This is a genomic window from Microbulbifer bruguierae, from assembly GCF_029869925.1.
Classification (GTDB): Bacteria; Pseudomonadota; Gammaproteobacteria; order Pseudomonadales; family Cellvibrionaceae; genus Microbulbifer; species Microbulbifer bruguierae.
In genome coordinates, this window is sequence record NZ_CP118605.1 from 3,788,305 (window position 1) to 3,812,487 (window position 24,183).

20 protein-coding genes and 1 other RNA gene are annotated in these 24,183 nt (G+C 53.5%); 3 read left to right on the plus strand and 18 right to left on the minus strand.

Annotated features, from left to right (window positions below; all coding sequences use genetic code 11):
* Positions 1-248: 248 nt before the first annotated feature.
* From rnr to PVT68_RS18430, 6 genes are all read right to left on the minus strand, one after another.
* Positions 249-2,522, minus strand: coding sequence for a ribonuclease R (rnr, locus tag PVT68_RS15630; RefSeq protein WP_280319601.1), 2,274 nt, complete (start codon positions 2,520-2,522; stop codon positions 249-251).
* 287 nt (positions 2,523-2,809) lie between these two features.
* The gene (locus PVT68_RS15635; protein WP_280319604.1) at positions 2,810-3,019 is read right to left on the minus strand and encodes a cold-shock protein; all 210 of its coding nucleotides are present in this window, start codon (positions 3,017-3,019) and stop codon (positions 2,810-2,812) included.
* Positions 3,020-3,441: 422 nt separating this feature from the next.
* Positions 3,442-4,746 carry an anaerobic C4-dicarboxylate transporter gene (locus PVT68_RS15640; protein ID WP_280319607.1) on the minus strand — a complete coding sequence of 435 codons (1,305 nt, stop codon included), beginning with the start codon at positions 4,744-4,746 and terminating at the stop codon, positions 3,442-3,444.
* A 126-nt stretch (positions 4,747-4,872) separates the two neighbouring features.
* Entirely contained in the window at positions 4,873-5,937 is a 1,065-nt protein-coding gene (locus tag PVT68_RS15645; RefSeq protein ID WP_280319609.1) for a metallophosphoesterase family protein, read from the minus strand.
* A gap of 70 nt (positions 5,938-6,007) precedes the next feature.
* Positions 6,008-7,645, minus strand: a complete 1,638-nt coding sequence (locus PVT68_RS15650; RefSeq protein ID WP_280319612.1) for an arylsulfatase — start codon at positions 7,643-7,645, stop codon at positions 6,008-6,010.
* Between the two features lie 408 nt (positions 7,646-8,053).
* Complete coding sequence (locus PVT68_RS18430) at positions 8,054-8,146, minus strand: DUF3604 domain-containing protein (protein WP_407666157.1); 93 nt, start codon at positions 8,144-8,146, stop codon at positions 8,054-8,056.
* A 511-nt stretch (positions 8,147-8,657) separates the two neighbouring features.
* Here PVT68_RS18430 and PVT68_RS15655 point away from each other — a divergent pair.
* Entirely contained in the window at positions 8,658-8,834 is a 177-nt protein-coding gene (locus PVT68_RS15655; protein ID WP_280319614.1) for a hypothetical protein, read from the plus strand.
* A 603-nt stretch (positions 8,835-9,437) separates the two neighbouring features.
* Here the strand turns inward: PVT68_RS15655 and PVT68_RS15660 are convergent.
* The 12 genes from PVT68_RS15660 to PVT68_RS15715 form a co-directional block, all read right to left on the minus strand.
* Complete coding sequence (locus PVT68_RS15660) at positions 9,438-11,783, minus strand: YecA family protein (RefSeq protein ID WP_280319617.1); 2,346 nt, start codon at positions 11,781-11,783, stop codon at positions 9,438-9,440.
* A 162-nt stretch (positions 11,784-11,945) separates the two neighbouring features.
* Complete coding sequence (locus tag PVT68_RS15665; protein WP_280319620.1) at positions 11,946-12,299, minus strand: hypothetical protein; 354 nt, start codon at positions 12,297-12,299, stop codon at positions 11,946-11,948.
* A 136-nt stretch (positions 12,300-12,435) separates the two neighbouring features.
* Positions 12,436-13,017 (minus strand): hypothetical protein, encoded by a 582-nt coding sequence (locus tag PVT68_RS15670; protein WP_280319623.1) that lies wholly within the window; start codon positions 13,015-13,017, stop codon positions 12,436-12,438.
* A gap of 1,271 nt (positions 13,018-14,288) precedes the next feature.
* Positions 14,289-14,477: a hypothetical protein gene (locus tag PVT68_RS15675; protein ID WP_280319625.1), complete on the minus strand. Its 189-nt coding sequence runs from the start codon at positions 14,475-14,477 to the stop codon at positions 14,289-14,291.
* A gap of 268 nt (positions 14,478-14,745) precedes the next feature.
* A complete protein-coding gene (locus PVT68_RS15680; RefSeq protein ID WP_280319628.1) occupies positions 14,746-15,102 on the minus strand; it encodes a hypothetical protein in 357 nt (118 codons plus the stop codon).
* A gap of 374 nt (positions 15,103-15,476) precedes the next feature.
* Positions 15,477-16,274 carry a hypothetical protein gene (locus PVT68_RS15685; protein WP_280319631.1) on the minus strand — a complete coding sequence of 266 codons (798 nt, stop codon included), beginning with the start codon at positions 16,272-16,274 and terminating at the stop codon, positions 15,477-15,479.
* A 102-nt stretch (positions 16,275-16,376) separates the two neighbouring features.
* Positions 16,377-17,606, minus strand: a complete 1,230-nt coding sequence (locus tag PVT68_RS15690) for a tyrosine-type recombinase/integrase (RefSeq protein WP_280319634.1) — start codon at positions 17,604-17,606, stop codon at positions 16,377-16,379.
* 187 nt (positions 17,607-17,793) lie between these two features.
* Positions 17,794-18,182, minus strand: a transfer-messenger RNA (tmRNA) gene (ssrA, locus tag PVT68_RS15695).
* A gap of 122 nt (positions 18,183-18,304) precedes the next feature.
* A complete protein-coding gene (gene rlmD / locus PVT68_RS15700; protein WP_280319637.1) occupies positions 18,305-19,711 on the minus strand; it encodes a 23S rRNA (uracil(1939)-C(5))-methyltransferase RlmD in 1,407 nt (468 codons plus the stop codon).
* Between the two features lie 58 nt (positions 19,712-19,769).
* Positions 19,770-21,116: a sodium-dependent transporter gene (locus PVT68_RS15705; protein WP_280319640.1), complete on the minus strand. Its 1,347-nt coding sequence runs from the start codon at positions 21,114-21,116 to the stop codon at positions 19,770-19,772.
* 123 nt (positions 21,117-21,239) lie between these two features.
* Positions 21,240-21,719 (minus strand): SsrA-binding protein SmpB, encoded by a 480-nt coding sequence (smpB, locus tag PVT68_RS15710; RefSeq protein WP_280319643.1) that lies wholly within the window; start codon positions 21,717-21,719, stop codon positions 21,240-21,242.
* A gap of 22 nt (positions 21,720-21,741) precedes the next feature.
* Entirely contained in the window at positions 21,742-23,157 is a 1,416-nt protein-coding gene (locus tag PVT68_RS15715) for a sodium-dependent transporter (RefSeq protein ID WP_280319646.1), read from the minus strand.
* Between the two features lie 225 nt (positions 23,158-23,382).
* On the opposite strand from PVT68_RS15715, the gene PVT68_RS15720 reads away from it, so the two are divergent.
* Complete coding sequence (locus PVT68_RS15720) at positions 23,383-23,823, plus strand: type II toxin-antitoxin system RatA family toxin (protein ID WP_280319648.1); 441 nt, start codon at positions 23,383-23,385, stop codon at positions 23,821-23,823.
* Positions 23,820-24,149 carry an RnfH family protein gene (locus PVT68_RS15725; RefSeq protein WP_280319650.1) on the plus strand — a complete coding sequence of 110 codons (330 nt, stop codon included), beginning with the start codon at positions 23,820-23,822 and terminating at the stop codon, positions 24,147-24,149. Before PVT68_RS15720 ends, PVT68_RS15725 begins: the two co-directional genes overlap by 4 nt.
* Positions 24,150-24,183: the final 34 nt, after the last annotated feature.

The following is a 24,183-nucleotide window of genomic DNA, read 5'->3' on the forward strand; positions in this document are numbered from 1 at the left end:
GATTGTTTACACAACCACCGGTATACAGCTCGAATCGATGAAAGAGTTCGCAGGTTTTCATGGAGTTAATGCACGTATTCTGGTGGGCGAATATGGTCGTTCTATCGCCTTCTTCTACCAGTTGATGAATAACCTGAATGAGCTTTAATTTTCGTAATTATTCCAGACCGCTAAATCAAAAAATGCCCGTTATCCTCCGATATCGGGCATTCTCACTTTAGGGCAGTTGGCCGGTTTCGTGTCTGCTGCTATTTGGCCAGCGTAAATTCGATTTTACGTCGTTCCATATCGACCGCCGCGACGCGCACTTCGACGGCATCGCCGATGGCAAAGCTGGTGTTGTCGCGCTCGCCAACAAGACGTTGCGTGGCTGCATCGAAGTTGTAAAAATCGTTTTTGAGCGCGGATATGTGTATCAGACCTTCAACCTGAAGATCTTCAAGCTCGATAAACAGGCCAAAGGGCGTAACGCTGCCGACAAAGCCATAAAACGTCTCACCGATAAATTCCTGCATAAACTCGCACTTCAGCCAGGCTTCTACATCCCAGCTCGCTTTGTCCGCGCGGCGTGAAGCGTTGGAGCAGTGTGCCCCGAGTGTCTGCATGGCCGGCTTGTCGTAGGGGTAACTTTTTCCGGGTGCGAGGGGTGCCGCGTGCTCGAATCGCTGTACTGGTGCACTGCTCGCACCGAAGACATAACTTAGTGCCCGACGGAGCGGATTGCGCTGTTTTTCCCGGCGGATTACCGAGCGAATGGCTCGATGCACCAGCAGGTCCGGGTAGCGGCGAATGGGCGAGGTGAAGTGCGCATACGCGGAATACGCCAGGCCAAAATGACCGCGGTTATCCGGGCTGTACTCCGCCTGACTGAGGGATCGCAGCATCATGGTGCGGATGGTCTGCGCATCGGCGCGCTGGCCAATATTACTCAGTAGCTGATCGTAATGCGCCGTCGAAGGCTTGCTGCCGCCGCCCAGTTTGAGCCCTTTGTCGTTCAGGAATGCGCGCAAGCTGGTCAGCTTCTTGTCTCGCGGACCGTCATGCACGCGATACAGGGTCGGCATCTTCTGCCGCTTGAGGAAGTCTGCGGTAGCGACATTGGCGCTCAGCATAAACTCCTCGATCATCTTGTGCGCATCGTTGCGGACTACCGGGACTATCCGCTCGATCTTGCGGTCTTCGGTGAATTCGAACTGTACTTCCGGCCTTTCAAAATCCATTGCACCGCGTTTTGCACGGGTCTTCTTCAAAACCGCGTATAGCCCGTGCAGCGCGTGAATATGTGGCGCCGTGTCTTTGAGTTTACGAGCCGTCTGCCGTCCCAGACCGGAATCCGGTGCCGTGATGAAGGCGTTCACCTGGTTATAGGTAAGCCGGGCATGGGAGTGAATAACACCTTCGGAAAAGGTGTAAGCGGTCATTTTCCCGGTTTTGCTGAATGTCATCTCGCAGACCATCACCAGCCGGTCTACCTGTGGATTGAGCGAACACAAACCATTGGAGAGGGATTCCGGCAGCATCGGCACTACACGACCGGGAAAATACACGGATGTTGCGCGCTTCTGCGCTTCCTGGTCGAGTGCGCTGCCCGGGGCAACGTAGTGAGAGACATCGGCAATCGCTACGAACAGACGCCAGCGGCCAGAGGCTTCTTTTTCACAGTACACCGCATCGTCGAAATCCTTGGCGTCGTCACCATCGATGGTCACAAACGGCAGATCTCGCAAGTCTGCACGGTGCAGTTTGTCCGCCTCGGGCACTTTATGGCCGAGCTGCTTTGCTGAGCGCAGGGTGTCCTTCGGCCAATGGTGGGGAATATCGTGGCTGCGGATGGCGACATCGATCTCCATACCCGGGCCCATCGCGTCGCCGAGTAATTCGGTCACACGTCCGAACGCGTTGTAGCGACGGTTGGGAAAGTCGATGATCTTTACGGAAACATACTGGCCCGGCTTGGCGCCCATCAACTGGTCGCGATCAAGGTCAATCTCGTGGGCAATCCGGGTGTTTTCCGGCTTGAGAAAATAGTGGTCATCTTCAAGCTGCAGACGGCCAACCAGGTGGCTGGTGTTGCGCTCGAGGACCTTCACGATAGCACCGGTTTTGCGGCCGCGGCGGTCGGTGCCACTGATTCGAGCCTGCACGCGATCGCCGTCAAATACGGTCAGCATTTCGTTATCGGATAAAAACAGATCTTCTTCGGATGCGTCACTGCTCAGAAACCCGAAGCCGTCCGGATGTCCGATCACGCGCCCAATCAACAGGTCTTCCTGTTTGACCAGACTGTAGCCTTTGCGGTGCTCGAAAAGAATTTGCCCGTCGCGTTCCATTGCGCGCAGTCGGCGGCGCAGAGCCTCTTTCTCTTCGTCAGAGGACAGGTGCAGGGCATTCGCCAGCTGCTCCCGATCAAGCTTTTTTTTGTTTTTTTCGAGCAAGCTCATAATGAACTCGCGCGCGGGAATTGGGTTGCTGTATTTTTCGGCGTCCAGCGGATTAAACGCAGCTATTGGAGATTTACTCATGATTTCCTCTTGGGAAAACCGCCAATAAGATTGCGCTTGGTAAAAACTTGAGTGATATGTAGGGACAGATCAGGTGTTACTCGGCAAGGTATGCAGGCGGAGATTGCTCAACGAAGTTGAGGGGTATTGCAGTCGGGCATTCATACTGTGATCAGTCTGAATGCCCGTCTTTCAGGATGAGATAACGACTAGGAGTGTATCTAGAGAGGGTATCTCAACCTGAGTGGCATCTAAGGCCACTCAGCAGCGGACCGGTATATGGCCGGCTGTATGCGAGCCTGGTTGGCTCAGGTGCAAACGATATTTTCAGCTTGCGGGCCTTTAGGGCCTTGAGTTACGGAGAACTCAACAGTCTGACCTTCAGTCAGGGTTTTGAAGCCAGAACTTGCGATCGCGCTGAAATGCGCGAAAACATCAGGGCCAGACTGCTGTTCAATAAAGCCAAAACCCTTGGTTTCGTCAAACCACTTAACAGTGCCGGTTGTCGTTTTAGACATGATAATTTCCTGTAAACAAATAAAGATATGCCGTTAGAGGCACGGACAGCAAAAAAAGACTGGAATTTAGATGCTACAGGACGAAGTAAAACGGATGCGACGAAACTGAGGATTTAAACAAGAGACTTACTTTTTACTGAGGCCACTGTATGCCCCTAGTTGGGCTAAGTCAAAGTATTTCTTGCAGTTGCGGTACTGGTTGGTCACGCTTTCTGTTTGGACTGCCTGGCCCTCTGGGAGTCAATGAGTCTGTTCTCGGTCATGTATTTCGGCCATGTATTTATCGGGTACCTGCATCCTGGTTTCGAAACTCCCAACAACTGGTCTCGCCACAACAGAGCAGTGTTAGTTCACCGTCATCGGATGAACAGATCAGCTTTCGGATCTATGCCGGAATCTATGTCAGAAAGGCAGGCCAGACACTACAAAATCACACTCCCGAAAGCAAAACCGAGCACGACGGCGGAAACAATCGTGACTACGCCGGGAATTAGAAACGGGTGGTTAAACACAAACCGACCAATACGTGTTGAACCTGTGTCATCCATCTCCACAGCGGCAATCAGTGTCGGATAGGTGGGCAATACAAACAGTGCGCTCACCGCGGCGAAGGAGGCGACGGCAGTCAGTGGTGCAACGCCGATCGTCAGTGCGGCAGGCATCAGGGCGACGGTGGTTGCGCCTTGGGAGTAGAGCAACATAGACGCAAAGAACAATGTCAGCGCCAGCATCCAGGGATATTGGGACAACAAATTACCGGCGGTGTGTTTAATCTCTTCCACATGAGCCTCAACAAATGTTGAACCCAGCCATGCCACGCCCAATACGCAAACGCAGGCGGTCATACCGGATTTAAAGGTTGCTGCATTGGGTATCAGCGACGCATCCGTTTTCGTCAAACAAACGATCACTGCTGAAGCGGCAAGCATGACCGACAGGATCGCTTCATTGCGACCGAGAGGCGGGTTTTGAATAAGCGCAACGGAATCCGAAATCGCAGCGGCGTAACAGACGATGACCAGTAACGCCGTCAGGAATATAAGAGTGGCAGGCTTTGCACTGGGCAACAGTGCCTGTTGATGCAAGCTCTGTGCACGAATACTCCCTTCGGCCAGGCGCTGCTGGTAAACGGGATCGTCCTTAAGCTCACGGCCCATAAACCCAGCGACAAAGGCGCCAATCATACAGGCGAGAAACGTACTGGGGATGCATACGGCAAGTAGCTGCAGGTAGTCGATACCGTAGGGGGCGAGCATGGCAGCAAAGGCGACCACAGCCGCCGAGATAGGAGAAGCAGTGATGGCAACTTGCGAGGCAATCACCGCGATGGACAGTGGCCGAGAAGGGCGTACACCCTGTTCCTTCGCCACCTGGGCGATGACCGGTAAGGTGGAAAAGGCCGTGTGCCCGGTGCCCGCCATGAGTGTCATCAGGTAGGTCACCAAAGGCGCGTAAAAAGTAATTCGGCTTGGGTGTTTACGCAGGAAGTTTTCGGCTATGCCCACTAACCAATCCATGCCACCGGCAATCTGCATCGCCGCTATGGCAGTGATCACCGCCATAATGATCAGGATCACGTCAACGGGGATAAATGATTCGCTGGTGGGAACGCCCAGCAGAGCAAGAACAATAACGCCAGCCCCACCTGCCAGGCCAATCCCGATCCCGCCTATTCTGGCGCCAATGTAGATAAAGATGAGTACCACCAGAAACTCTATCAATATCATGGTGGGGTCCTCGCAATGATCTGCTGCTGTGCATTCCACTTTAGCTTTTTTGGGGAATGCGATAAGGCGGAGGAGACCCTGGTGGCGGTTTTCGGCTAGTGCGTTCTTGTTATTCGCCCGTTCAAATCATTCTTGCTTTTTGGGCTTCTCTTTGTCATCCGCGCCCTTGCGGTCATAGGCACCGAATAACTCTGGATCGAGTCCTTTGCGATCAAAGATTCCCTTGAGGGCGATATTACCGATCTGGGGGCCGTCCTCGGTCATGGTTATCCACATGATGTGATCCACGTTACCGGGCCCTTCCTGATGGAACGAGGCTCCGGCGGGGCCCATCGTGATGTGCTCGGAACCATCGAGTAAATCGTAGTCGTAGTAATGCAGGTGGCCGGCGAGAAAGGTGTGCTTGCGAGTCTTGAGCATTCCCTGGATCGCCTTGAAGCTAGCGGACGCATTCTCCCAGGCAGGCTCATGGAGGAACAGGAAGGTCCAGCGCACGTCCGGATTGTCGGCGAGAGTCTTTTTGATCCACGCCACTTGCTTTTCGCCAAACTCGACGGGCTTGCCGAGAGCGGCGACCACCGCCTCGTCAGACATAAACTCCGCCAGCATCTCCCTGGCCTTGGCCGGGTCTTCGACCTGCAGCCTGTTGTACAGGTCCAGCTTTTCTTTCATCCCTTCGGGCGCTGCTCGGGGCGGGTCCTCGCTATCGAGAACCATGAACAACACGTCCTTGTACACGAAGTGGTAGTAGGTGGCGCCATGCCGATCCTTCCATACCTGCTGCGCGGTTTTGTTTGCGATGTCGTGGTTGCCGGGCGTGCGCACGAACGGCATTTTGAGCTCGCCCAGCAGCTTGTCCACTTCATCCCACTCGGCATTCAGTTCCGCCTTGTCGTCACTGTATCCCTCAATCAGATCACCGACATTGATGACAAACTCGGGCAGAAGCAGGTTGAGCTGGTCGATCGCGAGTCTGAAGGTGCCTTCCTGATTGGCGCCTCCGGTACGGTCGCCGATGACGACGAACTGAAATTCGGCGGGATCATTTTGAAGCGGCTGAGAAGTCCAGGGTTTGGCACTAGGGAGTCGTTCCTTGTCGTAGGAGAACCCCTTTGTTGTTTCGCCGGCAGCCCAAAGGTTGGTAGAGGAGATCGCGAGGGCGACTGCCATACACACTGGCGTAAGCTTCATGTCTTGTTGCGTCCATACTCTTATCGTGTCATCGAGCGGGCATATCCGGTTTACCCTACGTGTTCCGGTCTCATTGACCCGGTGGCGCGTACTGGATTTTATCCAGCAGGTCGCCGAGGCTGAGGCTAGAGCCACGGGCCGGCGGGAATTCCTTCAGGGACTCGAGTTCCTCTTTCACCAGTGTCTGCGCGGGCCCCATCAGGTACATGCGCTTGCCAAACCAGTGGATATACATATCCGCCTGGTCCTGCCAGCGCTCGTAGGGGTCGAGGCGTAGATTGGTGATGTACGGCCAACTTGTATGGTTATGGTAGGCCGTCGAGAGATTACCCGACATATCGGTGAAGGTAATTTTCCACTGGTGCCAGCGAACGGCATTGAGACCGCCGTCCGCGTCGAAGTAGTAAATTCTGTCACGCGGGCTGTCCTCCGCTTTCCCGGTCAGGTAGGGCAGCAGGTTGTAGCCGTCGAGATGCGCCTTGAAGGTTTTGCCGTCGGCCTTGAAGCCGCCTTTCTTCAGCGCTTCCTGAATGCCGGAGTCTTTACCACCGTTGGCCGCCGCCAGCAGGGTCGGCATCCAGTCGATGTGCGAGGTAATGCCGTTGAAGATGCTGCCCGGCTTGATATGCCCGGGCCAGCGGATAAGTTGCGGAACACGGAAGCCGCCCTCGGTGGTCAGACCTTTCTCGCCCCGGAAGGCGTGCATGCCGCCCATGTCCGGACCGGTAAAAATCTCAGCGCCGTTATCGGTGGACCACAGCACGATGGTGTTGTCGGCTACACCCAGTTCATCGAGCTTGTCGAGCAGTTGGCCGGTCTCCCAGTCGAGTTCATCTATAGCGTCAGGGAAAACGCCCTTGCCGGTCTTATGATACTGCTCCTTGCTCAGGTGTACCCAGACGTGGCCGCGTGTCGAGTTGAACCACATGAAAAAGGGCTTCTCACCACCCGACGCCTTGTTCGCTTTTACCGCAGCTTCCATCCATTCGAGCGCCTTGGCGGTAACCTCTTCCTCAACGGTCTTCATGCGCTCGACGGTGAGCGGGCCCGTGTCGATGCATTTCTGCTTGCCGACTTTGCCCCAGCGCGGTTCCACGGTTGTGTCGACCTTGTCGGTCGCCACACAATCCAGCATCCCGCGTGGGCCGAACTGTTCACGAAAGCTCTTGCCGTTAAATTCCTTGGGATAGTCGTAGTTTTCAGGCTCTTCCTCGGCATTCAAATGGTAAAGATTGCCGTAGAACCTGTCGAAGCCACGCACCGTCGGTAAATACTTGTTCAGGTCGCCGAGATGATTCTTACCAAATTGTCCTGTTTGATAACCATAGTTTTTCAGCAGCTCACCAAGGGTCGGGTCTTCGATGCGTACGCCATGGTCAACGCCCGGCATACCAATCGTCAAAAGACCTGTGCGAAACGGATTTTGCCCAAGCGCGAAGGAGGCCCTGCCAGCGGTGCACGATTGCTGCGCATAGTGGTCGGTAAAGAGCGCACCTTCCTTCGCGATACGGTCGATATTGGGTGTGTTGTAATCCAGCATGCCTCGGTGATAGGCGCTGACATTGTCGTGACCGATATCGTCGCCCCAAATGACTAGGATATTGGGTTTCTTGTCCTGCGCATCCACAATTCCGGTAAACAATGCGCCAGTTAAAAGCACCGTCGCTGTCAATACCCGTGCAACAGGTTTAAAAATCCTCCGATTCATCGCGATTGGGCTCCTGTGGTTTCTGTAGCTAGATCGGAAAAAAGCAACGTCACGCGCTATTGGCTGACTTTGTCCGGGGAATCTGTTTGCTGTTGCCTGCACATATTTCAGATTTTTTGTACTTTCCTGAGCTTGCAGCGAATAATTAATTTAAGAGTAGATATCTTTCATTGGTTGTGAAGATTGGATATACAGGTCTGTTGAAGTTCCCGCCTATTGCTTCGGAAATTCTGTTAGAGAAAGTTGGGGGCAGAGTAAAGTTTTGGCAGGAATATCTTTTAACCGAGATGCTTAATGAAGCTTGGTAGCGAGCTGATTATTCGATGGCGGGAGTCGAAAAGTTGTCTAAAGGGCCCATGCTTTCTTGTCTCCTCGGGATCTCCAACTGACTTCCTACGTCACCCAGTGCTAATTCGGGGTGTACCAGATTGGCGAGCTATAGACACGTTCCTGGATGGTCGCAGGGTGGCTTGTCTCCTTTACATCAATGCCGAAGGGAATGCTCTAGTTGAAGGCATTTGTGGTGCGGTAGTAATTTGGCGTTTGCTGAGCTGATTGTATCTCTGCTTATTAGCCGAGCTGTTTAACCTACGCGTAGGTCAAATATGGCGTTGCTTGGCGTAGCCATTCTCTGACGACTGTTAGATCTTGAAAAGTGTGAGATTACTGATCGTCGAGAGTTCTGGAAACATTGACGTTGGGCGGTGCGGCGCTGAAAAGGGTATGAATATGTGTATAAAATAGCGCGGTTCCGTATCGGGTACTGAAAAGCTCAGTTGGGACGATAGTGCAAAAGAATCGCTTAAATAAGGAAATTTTATGTCTCCAACATCTAAGGAGATGCAGACCAGGAATGCGATCAATAAAAAGCATAGTGTGGTTGAGCGCTCCTAATGGGGCTTGAAGAGTCCAAAGGTCAGTCAGCTGGTCTCCGACTGGGATTTCGACAGTATTGTCTTGCACCACTCGGGAAACTTGATAATGGACAAGCTCAACAGGATGAGGAACAAGCATGGCCTTAACAAACCTTAAGCTACCGCTGGCCCTGTTGGTCATCACCGTGCTATTGCTACTGCTAAAGCTATTTACCGCGATCATCATGCTGCCCGATGATCCGGCGAGCTTTCTGATTTTCCGCTTTTCCCCCTCTCTGGAAAATTATCTCAGCGGCTTTCCCGAGGGGATGTAATACACCGTGCTGTTTGCCGACGAGAACGGCATGATCGGCGAGCCGTTCTACCAGCTTGTGGTTCGCTACCTGCATTTTGGGGTCAGAGTAAAATTTTGACGTTTCAATTAACACTGTTATGTGTGAAGTCTAAAACTTGGAGTGTCTCTGCGCTTTGCGAGTAGCTTCGTCAAAAAATGGAGCAGGGCACTGCTAGCCCGTATGGCGGGAGTGATTCGTCGCTTGCGCTCCTCACCCCTGCGGGGCAGCCTGCGGCTGTCTTAACGCGCTGCGCGCGTTGATCGAACCCTCGCTAAGCGTTCCACTCGCGACAGCTCACCAAATTAAAAAGGCCGGTTACCTTGCGGTAACCGGCCTTTTTAATTTGGTGGATGGCGGGAGTTGAAAAGCTTCTCCAACTTATTGATTTATAAAGATTTCATTATCAGTGTCTTTCAGAACCAGTCACTAAACCCGTCCATCCATGTCAGGTGCCTAATGTTTTGTGAGAGTACTGGCCCCTAGCTCGAGTGGTGCAGATGCTCCTGAGGGACCGGTATGACACAGTCTAAGCCTGTCGAGCGCTTAGCGAAAAGCCGTAGGCAGGGTTGGATTCTTTAACTGTTAGCGTCCATGGCACTTCTTGTATTTCGCTCCGCTTCCGCACGGGCAAGGTTCATTACGACCTACTTTCCTTGAGCGAATGGGTTTCGACGAAGCTACTGCCTGTGGTGAACTTACATTTGAGATTCTTTCACTGATGCGTTTAGCGTCTTCAAAAATGTGGGCATTTTTTTCAGACTGCACAGAAGGAGCATTAGCCTTAAAGCATTCAGCTTTTGTATAGGCGTCGCCGTTGCCAATCTCAATAAATACGCCTACAGCCTCCTTAGCCTTTGTAGACAGTGCAACGGCGCTTGCCTTGTCATTGATTTTTTGCCATTCGACTGGATGCTCTGAACTCTGCATCCAGACGAATAGTGGTTGATCATTGCCAGAAAATGCGAAGTAGCGCTCGGGATGCTGCCCTACCGTTTTTCCTATATCCGACAAAAGCTTGGCAAGATCGTTACGTTCTTGCTCGCCATAGTTACGGATAAGACTCTCGGCTCCAAGCCATCCTTTTGATCGGGTAGTGTTGAGAGCTCCGAGAAGCCTGATCAATTCTTTAGGGAAATCCTGCATCGGAATTGGATTGTCTTCCCAGCTCTCACCCTCGAAGGCTCTGTCGATGATTTTGCTCATGTCATTCCAAACCACAAAGCTCGCGCCACCATCTCTCATTTGGTCAGCAATGTCTTCGTCAAAGCGGTTCTTCGTTATGTACGCGCCAAGATGGTCAAACTCATCAAACAGATGAGAGCCTCTCATCCCGGCAACGGCTTGACGCACTTCCATGTAGTGAGAAAATATTCCTGGCGTCGGTAGCACACGCTTTAGTACGAAAAGATCGTCAATTGACATTGAGATGAACGCATGCTTTCCGAGAAGCGGTTCAATCTGAGGCAGATCCTTGCAAAAAGAAGAAAAGGGAGAGAATGACTCGACTGTCAATCCAATGGGGAGCATCAAGCGATAGTCAGATTGACGAATTCGGCCACACTCTTCATATTTTCCGCCCGTCCTAGTGTAAAGCGGAACTTCATCCGCAGAATCTAGATAATTAAAGAAACGTTCGCATTGACTATAAGCCTTAAGGACTAAGTCCTGAACTGATTGGGCATGCCGTTTGAAATCGATCTCGGGGGAAGCAATAGTTGCTGCTGCGCCGGCTTTAGCTTCAACGAGGTAGAGCACATCATCGACCAAGACTAGCGTGTCGTTCTCCGTCCACTGTTTAGTCATGGGGTCTTTATAATAAACTTCTTGGTAGATTGTCGCTCCCGGCAGCTGATCGGCGAGGATGTCTGGAAAAGCTCCTTCGCTCATTGTCTTCTGGCGGTCTTTGAAAGAGTGCTTATAGTCCGGTTTTTTCTGCAGAAGATTAAAGAGAAGTGCACGATAACCTGCGTCTCGGGTAAAGCAGGGGTCGACCGCGTAGTAGTCGGATTCAAGTTGGATTAGCGGCTTTTTGCGGACGGGTAGTGTCCTGTAAGGTGTTCCAGAGAAGTCGCCTTTAGCGAAGAACTCAGTCTCTTCGCCTCGTTGATATGCCAGATCTGCCAATAGTTCTGGCGGTAACTTCGTGTGACGACTGACATTGGCAACCCCACCACGAAACATGTCGTCAATGGCTCGTCCAGCGACTTTCGATTGATCTTCATTTTCTGAAACCCATGCCTCCATAACTTCTTCAAGAGGTTTGTTCCGCTCCTTAGCAAAGTTATGAGCCGATTCGAACTGTCTCATCATTTCTTCCATGGCGTTCACATGGCCTGCACGGGTAGCATTAGCCATATCTTGGAAACCGTCCGCAATCTCGGTTGCCCCAACTCCATAGACCTCTCTCAAGACATCATCATGGGGCGCAAGCACGTAGCTATAGAATTCACCTTCTAGGACCTGATAGCGATTCCCTCTTAGCAAAACCCATGTCGATTTCATGTGGAATTCAATGTCCGCTGTCTTAGGACCAAAATCCTGATTTCCTGTTTCAGCAGACGAGACCATGGCAAAGGACATGGCTTGCTCTTTCAGCTTAGAGCTTAGTGCGAACAACTCTGTGCATTTCGTTTCATCGAATTCGATTTCTTCGGCTGCCGAATCTGATGCTAATACCGCATGAACGTATTCGAGCAGAAACTGTGAGTCATTAATCGTGTCATCAGGCTTTTTTACGTCATGCTGTTCGGGATGGTTGCCGGTGCCATCCTTCATTTTCATCAAGCGTTGAGCGTAAATGTATCCAAGAAGGTCTTCAGGAGGCATGGCTAATATTAACGCACGCATATCGAGAGCAGTTGCTTCCATTTCTCTTATTAGCGCGGAAACCAATTCTTTCCGTTCCTGTTCATTAGTTAGTAGCGTCATGAGAAAACCGTGAATCGAAGATATTTCCGGGGGTTGCTAACTCTGTATCCCGATCTATAAAAAGAAGGGGTTGAGAGGCATGGTACTTAAGGAGCGTATGACGCTCATTTCAGCGGCGCCGGGCGCGTAGCATAACTGATCCTTGCTGCGTCTCTTGCGGCGCTAAGCATTAAAGCTAGTAAATATTGATGCAAGTGCCAGGACGCCTGAGATAGCTATAGATGCGATTGCTATCCATTTTGCTTGCTTTGATGATTTTACGGCATGTTTGAACTCTTGAAACTGTAGATAGTTAAAAAAAGCTTCAGGTGAAAGCTTCCACTCATATTCTTCTTCTTCGCTGATATAGCTTTCCTGGGCCGCACTCAAAGAGAAAATCTGATGCTTTATAAAATCAAAATCCGTGTTACTTATCCCGCAGCTTGAGTACGCTTCTTTTTTCGTAAATCTCTTTCTGGCAATTGCAAATTCAATCAGCCTTATATATCCATGGTTTTCAATATCATTTATTTCCAAGTTATCTCCTTAGGGCATAATTCCGTGCGAAACCACGGCTTGCTTTGTGTGCGCAAATAATAGCCGCAATAGCCGCAATAGCCGCAATAGCCGCGCAAAAGGCACGCAAAGTAAACTTACGGCTTGTAGTGCTTTGTTAGGCATCGCCAACAACTTCTAAGCGCTCTATCTCAGAGCATTTTTCAGCCAATGACCCCGCTACAGCACTCGCCCATATTTCGAAGGTATGCCGATAACCAGCATTCTTTAGCATATCGCTGAAGTAGTCTTCGCATTTTGGTGGTTCTGTTATGCCAGCTACTGAAAAAATGTCATCGCGGGTGCCAGTCCAAATCAGTTCCACAAAATCAGAGTTCAATTTTAGAAGGTTTCTTGTTCTATCTTTGACTGATTGAGTGTCGAAGCTTATTTCTTGCGATAAATGAGCAAAATCATTTCTTAATTTTCTTAGTATGTGAAGGCTCTTTCTAAGCTGTGGACCAATACAACCTGTGCGATATGCCAATTCAATTTTTGATGACATGGTACCAACTGGCGCATTTCCGCCATCAAAAAGTGAGTCACTACTTTCGCAGCAAAGCAGAAATCTATTTTTTAACAATTCTTCAAGCTGATCTTCGATTTCGGCTGCAGCAATTATGACGCTTCCCCTCACGCTTTCATTTTTCAATGCACGCCAAACTTCCGAAAATTTTTGAATCATTACTGAATCTTGCACTACTTTTCGCCTAGCCGGTTATTAAATGATCAATGGTGCTATATCTATTTGGCTAATATTTACTGAGCTGCAACTTCAAGCCCTCCAAAAAAGCCAATATTCAAAATAGGTTATAGATAACTGATCAAATAGCAACCAGAGATGTCGAGGCGCTTTCTCGAGTCATCTAGCTCGTTCACTAGCTCTTGAGCACATTTCACCCCAACCAGATTAATTACTTTCAGGAGGGTGTGCGCAAATGTCAGTTTTGGATGTTTAGTTTTTTGGTTTAAGAATGTAGGCATTACGTGCGGCGTGGTGTTTATGCGCTTTTGATATCTTGCTATCCGTCCAGGAATAACCACCCTTGCGCTAGGGGCAGGGTTGGTCATTGTCGAGTTTCTAAGCTGGACGTGAGAAAGACTTCCACACTTTAAAATTGGTGTTTTTTTTCGATATCAATGGATGTGAATAAAATTATGACCAACAACCCCCCCCAAAAAAAAATTGTCGTAAATAGAGGATCAATGCGCTGCTGCGGACCCTTAAGTGGGACCCTTGAGGAAGGACCCGCACCCTTAGTTTTGGTTAGGCGTTCTATATACCCCTCTGGTTGCCTCTTTGTGTTAACGGTCACAGGCGCCATTGCCACACGTCATAGCTAAGGGGCCATTCAGCCACTCTGTGTTTCGTATGCTCCCTCTAGCTAGTTAGTTGCCATACGGGTACATGGTATATATCTATAAAGGTGTCCGCGTGGCGGCCTAGTGAATGGGGGGAAATCCCGAATACTGGGCCGCGTGACGGCCTAGGGGGAGGGTAAACTTTCCCCCCGCTGGGCCGTCTGGCGGCCTAGCGTGGGCCGCACCGCGGACATCGGAAAATCGAAATTTACGCGCAAGGGTTCCTCCATGTATGCGGGGGCGCCGCTGTCGGGTTCACTTCAAGTTTACCGCCACACTCATCAATCGCCTGCCAGGAGATCGCGTACAAGCTCGCTACGTTTGGGCGCCGTCCTTGGCGGGTTAGTATCAAAAATCCGGTCTCCAGAAGCTCTTTGAGTGCTTTTCTTAGCTGGTCGTTGCTGGTCCAGCCGTATGGCTTCAATACCTTGAGGGTTGCGCAAAGGTCCCCATTGTTGCTCCCCCTGTACTGGTTAGCCATTGGAAAAAGCAGAGCCTTTGCTCTATAGCTGAGCGCGGCGAAATTGGGGTGTTCTAGCATCTGGCGTGGAAACGCGGAAAACGGCGGGCTCCCCTTTCGCCGCTTTCCTTGCTTGTATCCCCTGGCCATTACACCCCCAGCTTGCGCACACGACGGATACAGGGTGCCTCGGCAACTGGATTGCCTACCGCCTCGGGGGCGGTTTCAGTGGTGCCCTGTAGTGTCTGAGTGGCCAGAGCTCGTGCTTCCCGCTTTGAGTAGGTATCTACGACCATGAGGATAGTGATCGGCTGTTCTATCTCCACGACAGCTTTCATGACGAAGCCCCAAGCCGAGACGGTGTCTGGGAGGCAGTCCACAGCCGCCGGAGTAGTGGCTTCCAGCGATTTTCTACTCCTTGGGTGGCCCTGCCTATTGCATCCGCCCCTATGTCTCCCATAGTCCCCCGAATTTTTTCTGCACCGCCAGGCTTTACATATTCCAGCATGTACATGCACACCCGCTCGCCCTTTATGTAGGCACGTTTGTCTCGTTCATCATCGAATGGGCAGATGGGGGCGTTACACTTGTCGAACTTTGGGCACTTCATGGTGATACTCCCCGGCGCTTGCGCATTGCAAAAACTCGTTGCCAGGCTTGTGCGTGCTCGCCTTGCTCCAGCCAGTAACGGGCGATCCGTGTAGGGTGGCCATTCCAGCCGGATAGCGTTTCGTATCTCACTAGGTAAGGAATACCCAAGTCATGCTTAATCTTACTCATGGTGCTGGGCAGACAGTGGTCGTTTACTTCCTGCTCCGCCTCAAAGCGGTGGAGGCTGCGCCCGGTGGCTAGGTAGGCCAGCACACGCTCCAGCTTGGTCGGGTCTTTGGCTGGCTGTATGTTGACTGTGGTATTTGTTTTATCGGATTCGCCCTGTGCCGGTGGGAGAGGAGACTTTTTCATGATTAGCCCTCCTTACGCGCTGTGCTGATGAAGCCTTCTCGGAGAGTCAGTAAGTACTCCCCAGTCCATACTGTGGTGCGTGGTCCAATTTTGATTCCTCGTTCAATTTTCCCGTCATTGCTCCACCCCCACCATGTACTCAGTCCAACGCGAAACAGATCGGCGCAGTCTTTGGCGCGGTACATGGCGTGAGGGTTAATTAGATGTAGCTGGTTTTCAGAATTCATGTGTCGGCTCTCCTTAGATTTCTATGTGCCGACACGCAATTTATTGGGCAACCTTGGACAAATGAATAGCGGAGGATATGCCATAGTGTCACTAGGGATGTGACACTATGGCGGAAAGCTAGATGTGGTGGGGCGAGAGATGTGTCACTACTTTTTCTTTGCCCACGATGGGCGGAGCATTGCAGCTCCCGCTGTGGCCGCTCTTCCCGAGATGCCACGCTCTTCTAGCCATGCAATTACGTCTTTGCTTTTAGGGAAGGTTGTCGGATCACCGGGGTCTGCGTTCTTCCAAAATTTATCAGCCGCTCTGGCCAATGTTTGCAGGTCCTCTCCCCAGTAGTGAGGCCTTGTGAGGCTTTGGTGAGCCTCTGATACGATTGCAGGAGTAGCCATACCTGGTGTTAGGCTTGAGATAAGAGATTCCACGTCGGAAGGCAAAACGACAATCTCCCCCAGTTGTGGAAGTGTTACTACCGTTGAGTAGTTAAGCCGTCCGCTTAGTGTTGCAGATGATCCCTTTTCGAATCTAAGCAACCGCCACCATGTGCCCTCTTTATCTGTGACGGCGACCTCTGCTTCAGAGATGGGAGTAGCTTTCCTGAACAATGCGTTATGGATATTAGTAATTATTGCTCGATTCAGCTCTGGGTCGTCGCCCGTTAATATTTCATGGGGGCCAGAAAGCTCTTCGAAGCGGCCATTTGGGGCTGGGAATGCGCAATAAGGGGTATGGCCCTCCCGGTAGTTACTGTGATCCTTGAAACAGGTGCCAGGAATGGCTTCTTCCGCGTGGTGGCAGTGTAGATGCCAATAAATAGGGAGGGTGCCTTCCAGCAGAAGGGCGAGCATGTCTCTTTCACCAAAGGGTTCTTTGAGTTCTTTAGACAGGTATTCCGCGGCTTCTTCCAAGAGCAGCCATTCACGGGACTTGTACCTAGGCTTCATTCTCTCTCCCTAAAAGAGGATTCCTTGTTTAGGTTCAGCACCAGGTCACCAAGGGGAGCGGCTTTTTAAGAGTTACCCTAGGCGCTGAAATTCGGTTGTTTCTTATTGGCCGCCAAACTTTGCTGTGATCACGTTTCCCGCTCCGGCCTGAGTTCTCAGACTGTCCAGGTAATCTGCCCATTTCTGCATCATGGTCGCGCGCTGAGGTAAATGCTTGGTGCGGTTATATGCGCGGCCGAGGGTGTCTTTCACCTCGTGAGCTAGTTGGTGCTCGATGTATTCCACCCGGAAGCCCAGAACCTCGTCTAGCAGTGTTCTGGCCATCGCGCGGAAGCCATGTGCGGTCATGGTCTCGTTGTCATAGCCAAGCGACCTCAGAGCCGTTCTGACACCGTTATCGGATAAGGGGCGGCTCATGCCTCGGGCAGATGGGAAAACGTACTTGCCGCGCCCGGTGAGGGGCTCCAGCTCCCGCAGCAGAGTCAGTGATTGCTCCGCCAGCGGGATGATATGCGGCTCACCCATTTTCATTTTCTCGCCTGGCAGTTCTATCTGGCTGGCTTCCCAATTGATTTCCGACCATTCCAGCTTCCGTAGTTCTCCCGGTCGACAGAACAGCAGTGGGGACAGCTTGAGGGCGGTTCTCACTACCGGGGTACCTTGATACCCCTCTATGGCTAGCATCAGGCGGCCCACTTCCGCGGGATCGGTAATCGCGGCAAGGTGCTTTTTCTTGGTGGGAGTGAGGGCCCCAGTCAGGTCGGTAGTGGGATCGCGGTCGGCCTTGCCTGTGGCCACGGCAAAGCGAAATACCTGGCTCGCTACACGCTTAACTCGGTGGGCCGTTTCCTGAGTCCCCCGGCTTTCGATTCGGCGCAGGCAGCGCAGTACTTCCGGTGGGGTAATTTCAGAAATCGGGCGCTTGCCCAGATAGGGGTTCAAGTCGCGGCTCAACGCAAGGTGAGCGCGGTCTTTGGATGACTTGGAGAGGTGCGCCATCTTTGCGGCAAACCACTCTTCAGCGACTGCGGCAAAGCTGTTGCGGTTGGCTTCCAGAGCGGATTCTTTACGGGCGCGTTTTACGTCGCGGGGGTCTATGTCTTCGGCGACATACTTACGCGCTTCGTCCCTTAGCTCTCGAGCCCGTTTCAAGCTTATGTCTGGGTAGAGCCCCAGCGCCATCTCTGGCCGTTTGCCGTGGAGGCGGAATCGGAATACCCAGCGCTTGGACCCGGTGGGGGTGACCTCGATGGCCAACCCTTTCTCGTCGGCCTCGATGTACTTGCGGTCGCGGGGCTTCAGAGCCCGTATCTTGGTATCTGACAACGGCATGGTTACGCCTTCCTTCCGGGATTGGACGGGTTGGACGGTGCCGCTGGGCTCAACCCGTCCATAAACCCGGCCAACTGGGGTTGGATTTGGACGGGTTGCATTAGACTAACTGAGATGCCCCAGATACACAAAAGCCCCGAAAACACTGGGCTTTCGAGGCTTTTTGAGTCTGTCTGAGACAGTGATTTGGTGGAGATGGCGGGAGTCGAACCCGCGTCCGTCAGCACTCTGCCAGAGGCTCTACATGCTTAGTTCCGCCTATTGATTTAGCTCTTTACAGCCCAGCGGGCAGGACGTGAAGAGCGAGCCTGAATAAGTTTTAGGCCATCCACGTCAGGTACGCTTCAGGACGATCCAGTTCTGTATGACAGCCTGCAGCGCGGTACTGGAACCTTACTGAAGGCCGCTAAGGGCGAACCCTTAGTTAGTGCTTCACGGGCTGCTTAAGCAGCCAGTTGGGCACCGTAGTTGTCGTCGTTGGCAACTAATAAATTGCAGCTTTGGATTTACGTGATTCGCTACCCTCACGGCATGCACCCATGGTTTCGCCACCAACGTCGAATCCAAGTCATCCCCGGAAACTCTGTCTGTGCGGCTGCGGTGAAGCAGCTCAGTACGAAACGCATTTGCGTTGCGGCGAGTATACCTGAAGGTCACGGGCCGCCATAGGGCGGTGACGAAATTTAGTGACCATCCAGTTACTGCCGTTCAAACAGGGCGATGGACTCCACATGGGTGGTGTGGGGGAACATGTCCATTACGCCTGCCTTACTAAGACGGTATCCGCGCTGGATTAGTTCCGCGGCATCCCGTGCCAGGGTGGCGGGGTTGCAGGAGACGTAGACGATGCGCGCGGCATTGAAGTGGCTGATGTTGCGCACCACTTCGAGCGCACCGGTGCGGGGTGGGTCCAGCAGGATTTTGTCGAAGCCGCCTCTGGCCCAGGGACTGCGGGTGAAGTCGCCGGTGAGGTCGGCGGCCTGGAACTGGATGTTGTGCAGTGCGTTGGCTTCGGCATTTTCCCGCGCCCTTTCGGTGAGTGCCAGCAGTCCCTCGACGCCGACGACTTCGCGGGCGCGGGTGGCCAGGGGCAGGGTGAAGTTGCCGAGGCCACAGAACAGGTCGAGTACCCGGTCTTCCGCTTGTACATCGAGCAGTTCCAGGGCGCGGTCCACCATCAGACGGTTGATCTCGAGGTTGACCTGAATGAAGTCTTGCGGGTGAAACTGCAATTTCACGCCGAAGGCGGGTAGTTCGTACACAAGCCGGTCGGGACCGGTTGCCGGCCAGGCTTTTTCGGTGTCATCGCCGCCCTGCAGGTACAGGTGCAACTGGTGGACCTGGACGAAGTCGAGCCAGTGCTGGCGGTCACGCTCAGACAGCGGTTGCAGGTGTCGAATGACCAGCGCGGTGGCATCGTCGCCGATGGCCACCTCGATATGGGAGATGCTGCGACGCCCCTCACTGGTTTCTACGACGGTGCGCAGGGCGGGGATCAGTGCGGAAAAATCTGCAGGCAGTACCGGGCACTGTTCTATGTCGGTGAGGTCATTGGATCCTTTTTCCCGGAAGCCCAGTACCAGCTGTGGTTTGCCGCCTTGTTTCGGCTTTACGTAGCGCACACCCAGGCGGGCTTTGCGGCGGTAGCCGAGCGGATGACCGGCAAGCGGTGGCAGCAGGGTTTGCGGCTCCGCACGGGCGAAGCGCTGCAATTGTTCCAGCAGGATCTGTTGCTTGGCTTCGATCTGCGCTTCCGGTGCCATGTGTTGCAGGGCACAGCCACCGCAGGTTTCTGCGTAAGGGCAGGGGGGCGTGCGGCGGTTGTCGGCGGGTTCGAGAATCTCAATCGCCACGGCCTCATCAAATTTTGCACGGCTCGCGGTGTAGCGAATCCTGACTTTTTCTCCCGGCAGGGCGTTGTCCACAAACAGGGTTTTACCCTGGTGTCGGGCGATACCCCGCACCTCATGGCTCAGGCGCTCGATGGTGATCTCGGGGTTGCCCCGCGGAACCTGGGCGCTGCGTTGGCCTTTGCCTGATTGGCTTGCCGTGGGTTTAGCGGTGGGGCTTTGACGGAATCTGGGGGGAGACTTTCTCGGGGGCATGGTAGGCAGGGTACATCACCAACAGGGAGGGCCGCTGGTTGCGGCCCTCAAAGGGCAATTACAGCATAGTTTGTACGAAGGCGGCCAGAATCAGCAGCGGGCAGACGATGCGCACGTACCAGGGCCAGATCTTCCAGAACAGAGTCTGTTCGATGTGCGGGTGGCCTTCCTGCAGCTCCTTGAGCAACTGATCACGTCGCCAGATCCAGCCGGCGAACACACACAGCACCACGCCGAGCAGCGGCTGGCCATACTCGGTGCTGACGGATACCACCAGTCCGAACAGAGCGTCGAAATTGAAGATGATCAGGCTGCTGACGGCAAAGATGACCAGTCCTGTCAGCAGGGTCGCAGGCTTGCGTTTCATACCCAGATTTTCGATGGCGAAGGCCACCGGTACTTCCAGCATGGAAATGGAAGAGGTCAGGGACGCAATCAACATCAGCGCGAAGAAGGCGATGGCGACGAACAGGCCGCTGTGGCCCATGGTGTCGAACAGGGCCGGCAGTACCTGCAGGATCAGGCCGGGGCCGGCGATGAGCTCGCCCGCTTCGGAGTAGATCTGGGTGCCGGCTTCCTGCGCAACGTACATGGCGGGCAGGATCAGCAGGCCGGCGGTGAAGGCGATGCCCACGTCGATCAGTGTCACCAGTGCGCCGAGGCGCGGCAGGCTTTCCTGTTTGCTCAGGTAGGAACCGTAGATCAGCATGGTGCCGACACCGAGCGAGAGGGAAAAGAAGGCCTGGCCCATGGCGGACAGCATCAGCTGCGGTGACAGCTTGCTGAAATCCGGGATCAGGTAGGCTTCCAGCCCTTGCATGGCACCGGGCTGGAACAGCACATAGGCGATAAGCAGTAACAGCAGAATGATCAGCGCCGGCATCAACAGGGTGGACCAGCGCTCGATCCCTTTCTCCACGCCGCTGGCGATGATCAGCATAGTGAGGCCGCTGAAGATGGCGGTAAAGGTGAGGTTGCGCGCGGCACTGTTGCCGGTGAGCCACTGTGCACTTTCTTCTGCCCCCATCAGGGTGGCAAACGGGTCTGCCAGGTGTGCCACCATCCAGCCGGCGACAATCGCGTAGAAACTGAGAATCAGGGAAGCCACGATGATGCCGCTAAAGCCGGCAATGGTGCCCACGCCGCGGCTTACCGGGCCGGTGGAGATGCCGCGCAGGGCTTGCACCATGTTGCGCCGGGCGTGACGGCCGATGGAGAGTTCCGCCATCAACACCGGGTAGGCGAGCATAAACGCGAGAAGCAGGTACACCACCACAAAGGCGGCACCACCATTGGCGGCGACATTGGTGGGAAACCCCCAGATATTGCCGAGGCCGACGGCAGAGCCGGCGGCGGCCATCAGAAAGCCGAAGTTGGAGGTGAACTGTCCTCGCGGTGCACTCATGGTAAGTCTCGTCGTTATTCTTGTGTGCGGTTTGCTCTTGTAGGAGCCTGCCTGCAGGCGAACGTGTTTTGGTTCGCCTGCAGGCAGGCTCCTACAGGGAGTTCTTTAAAATCTTGTGCCGGATCAGCGGTGATCATGGCGCATCAGGCGCTGCTTCTCGCGGTTCCAGTCGCGTTCTTTTTCGGTGTCGCGCTTGTCGTGCAGGGCCTTGCCCTTGGCGAGGGCGATTTCGCACTTGATCAGGTGCTTCTTCCAATACAGCGCAGTGCACACACAGGTATGCCCTTTCTGCTCCACCGCCGCCATCATCTTGGCGATTTCCTTGCGGTTCAGCAACAGTCTGCGGGTGCGGTCGGGCTCGGTCACAAAGTGGGTGGAGGCACTGCTCAGTGGCTGAATACGCGCACCCAGCAGCCACGCCTGTCCGTTTTTGAACAGCACATAACTGTCGGTGAGCTGGGCCTTGCCTTCGCGGCAGGATTTCACTTCCCAGCCCTGTAACTCCAGGCCCGCCTCAAACTTTTCCTCAATGAAATAGTCGTGCTTGGCCTTTTTGTTCAGGGCGATGGTGTTGGAAGTGGGGGCTTTCTTCTTTTTTGCCATAAGTACAACTAATGCTTGGTCTCTAGAAAAACTTGTGCCCGAAAAACTTGTCTGCCACCGTGATGATGAAAACAAGCAGCAGGATCAGCGGGATAAAGGTGCCCAGAGCAAAATTGACGTATCTCTGCGATAGAGAGCCGGCGAATGCTGGGTCACCTTCCTGCAGCTCCCGGTCCAGGTTGGCCCGTTTCCATTTGTAGATCACGAACACACAGACCAGAAAGCCGTTCAGGGGCAGTATGGTGTCGTAAAACAGGAGTTCTACCAAGCCAAAAAACGATTTTTCGCTGCCACCGATGGTCACAAAACTAGTGAGCCACCCGGCCATACCAGAAGACATGGCGCAGGCGCAGGCCAGTACAAACTGGATGGCGGCGATGGTGTAAATCGCTTTCTTGCGGTCCATACCACGTTCATCGCGCAAGGTAGCAACCGGAACCTCGATGATCGACACCAGCGAGGTGAGGGCAGCTACGAACACCAGGAAAAAAAAGATGGCTGCAATTGCGCTGGCGCCGCCGTAGCCGATGGTGTTCTGCAGCGATAGAAAAATTTTAGGTAGAAAGTTGAAAATTAAGCCGGCCCCCCCTTCCAGTTCTTTGATTTTTACCTCTGGATTAAAGTGGAAGATGGCTGGCAGGATCAGCAGGCCGGCAGTAAACGCCACCAGGGTATCGGTGATGGCCACCGAGCGGGCGGAGCCGGGGATGGAATCCTGGCGCTTCATGTAGGAGCCGTAGGTAATCATAATACCCATGCCCAGCGACAGCGAGAAGAAGGCCTGGGCCATGGCTTTGCTCACCATGCTCGTATTGAGCTTGCTGAAGTCCGGAATGAGGTAGTACTTGACACCGATGATGGCGTTTTCCTGGGTCAATACAAAGGCGACCAAGCCCAACAGCATCACAAACAGTAGCGGCATCAGGGTTTTGGCCGCGCGTTCAATACCACCTCTAACGCCTTTGGACAGCACGCCGTTGACAATTAGCATCAGTGCGATCAGGTACAGGAACACCGACTTGGAATTGATGAAATTGTCAAAATGATCTTTGCTGGTCAGGTTAGAGAGGTTGCCCATCAGGGTTTCCACCAAGTAACCCAGAACCCAGACGGTGACCACCAGGTAAAACACCGCGATCATGAACGGGGTGATCAGGGCCATCCAGCCGGGAATGCGCCACAGTTTCGAACCGCCGGAGAGCTGGCGGTAGGCGCCCACCGGATCTTTGTCACTTTTGCGGCCGAGGGCCAGTTCCGCCATCATCACCGGCAGGCAGATCAGGAAAACGAACAGCGCATACATCAGCAGGAAGGCGCCACCGCCGCTTTTGGTGGCGGCGACCGGGAAGGACACCAGGTTGCCGATACCTACCGCGGAACCCGCGGCAGCCAGAATAAACCCAATGCGGGACCCAAAATGTTCTCTAGCTGCGGACATAAATTACTCGCTTGCCTGTTATTCTTGTCGTCTGAATGATTCGAGCGGCCGGATCGAGCAACACGGCCGCGCCAGCCCGGAATGCCGCGGGCGGATAAAGAGCCGATTGTTGCAGGATTTATCCGCCTTGAGTAGCAGCGTGGACGAAAATTGCCCGTGTGACACAAGATAGGCAAAAAAATGCCTTTGGGCAGTAGTGTTTGAGTAACCGACAAGTTTTGAACGATGACAAAAATTGAACGCAGTGCTCTGGTGATGTTCAGTGCCGAGCAGATGTTTGACCTGGTGAATGATGTCGCCAGTTACCCGCAGTTTTTGCCCGGGTGCCGGGGGGCAGAAATTTTGCGTCAGGATGAAAATACCCTGGAGGCGCGCCTCGATCTCTCCCGTGCGGGTTTCAGTCAGAGCTTTGTTACCCGCAATCGCTTGCAGCGTCCGCAAAAAATGGAGCTGGCGCTGGTGGATGGCCCATTCAGTGAATTCAATGGCTGCTGGACGTTTACTCCGCTCGCTGAGAATGCGTGCAAGGTAGCGTTTAGCCTGGCATTCAGCGCCCAGAATCGCCTGCTCGGCGCTGCGGCGGGCAAACTGTTCAGCGGGATTGCCAATCAGATGGTGGACGCCATGTGTGAGCGCGCCAAGCAGATTTATGGACAGAAAGAATGACGAGCCAGAAAACCATCGCCGTTGAAGTCGTGTATGCGTTGCCGCACGAGCAGCGCTTGATCAGCCTGCTGGTGGAACCGGGTACGACTGCGTTGCAGGCACTGGAGTTGTCCGGTATTCCCCGGGAATATCCGGCGGTGGACCCGGCCAGTGCGAAGCTCGGTATCTTCGGTCAGGCGCTTGGAACCAAGGGACTGGCGGTCGCTTCGGAGTATGTGTTGCAGCCGGGGGATCGGGTGGAGGTCTATCGACCGCTGATCGCAGATCCGAAAGAGGCGCGCAAGCAGCGGGCGGAAAAGGCCAAGCGGCAGGCGCACGGGGAGTAGATCCCCAGGGGATAATTATTGCCGGAGTCTGGAA

Bases quoted from the DNA above. Each gene is read 5' to 3' on its own strand.
- PVT68_RS15705 (WP_280319640.1), bottom strand. From the start codon at position 21,116: ATGAGTGCACCGCGAGGACAGTTCACCTCCAACTTCGGCTTTCTGATG.
- PVT68_RS15645 (WP_280319609.1), bottom strand. From the start codon at position 5,937: ATGAAGCTTACGCCAGTGTGTATGGCAGTCGCCCTCGCGATCTCCTCT.
- PVT68_RS15650 (WP_280319612.1), bottom strand. From the start codon at position 7,645: ATGAATCGGAGGATTTTTAAACCTGTTGCACGGGTATTGACAGCGACG.
- PVT68_RS15715 (WP_280319646.1), bottom strand. From the start codon at position 23,157: ATGTCCGCAGCTAGAGAACATTTTGGGTCCCGCATTGGGTTTATTCTG.
- PVT68_RS15690 (WP_280319634.1), bottom strand. From the start codon at position 17,606: ATGCCGTTGTCAGATACCAAGATACGGGCTCTGAAGCCCCGCGACCGC.
- rnr (WP_280319601.1), bottom strand. From the start codon at position 2,522: ATGAGTAAATCTCCAATAGCTGCGTTTAATCCGCTGGACGCCGAAAAA.
- rlmD (WP_280319637.1), bottom strand. From the start codon at position 19,711: ATGCCCCCGAGAAAGTCTCCCCCCAGATTCCGTCAAAGCCCCACCGCT.
- smpB (WP_280319643.1), bottom strand. From the start codon at position 21,719: ATGGCAAAAAAGAAGAAAGCCCCCACTTCCAACACCATCGCCCTGAAC.
- PVT68_RS15720 (WP_280319648.1), top strand. From the start codon at position 23,383: ATGACAAAAATTGAACGCAGTGCTCTGGTGATGTTCAGTGCCGAGCAG.
- PVT68_RS15675 (WP_280319625.1), bottom strand. From the start codon at position 14,477: ATGAAAGCTGTCGTGGAGATAGAACAGCCGATCACTATCCTCATGGTC.
- PVT68_RS15680 (WP_280319628.1), bottom strand. From the start codon at position 15,102: ATGAAAAAGTCTCCTCTCCCACCGGCACAGGGCGAATCCGATAAAACA.
- PVT68_RS15660 (WP_280319617.1), bottom strand. From the start codon at position 11,783: ATGACGCTACTAACTAATGAACAGGAACGGAAAGAATTGGTTTCCGCG.
- PVT68_RS15725 (WP_280319650.1), top strand. From the start codon at position 23,820: ATGACGAGCCAGAAAACCATCGCCGTTGAAGTCGTGTATGCGTTGCCG.
- PVT68_RS15655 (WP_280319614.1), top strand. From the start codon at position 8,658: ATGGCCTTAACAAACCTTAAGCTACCGCTGGCCCTGTTGGTCATCACC.
- PVT68_RS15640 (WP_280319607.1), bottom strand. From the start codon at position 4,746: ATGATATTGATAGAGTTTCTGGTGGTACTCATCTTTATCTACATTGGC.
- PVT68_RS15635 (WP_280319604.1), bottom strand. From the start codon at position 3,019: ATGTCTAAAACGACAACCGGCACTGTTAAGTGGTTTGACGAAACCAAG.
- PVT68_RS15685 (WP_280319631.1), bottom strand. From the start codon at position 16,274: ATGAAGCCTAGGTACAAGTCCCGTGAATGGCTGCTCTTGGAAGAAGCC.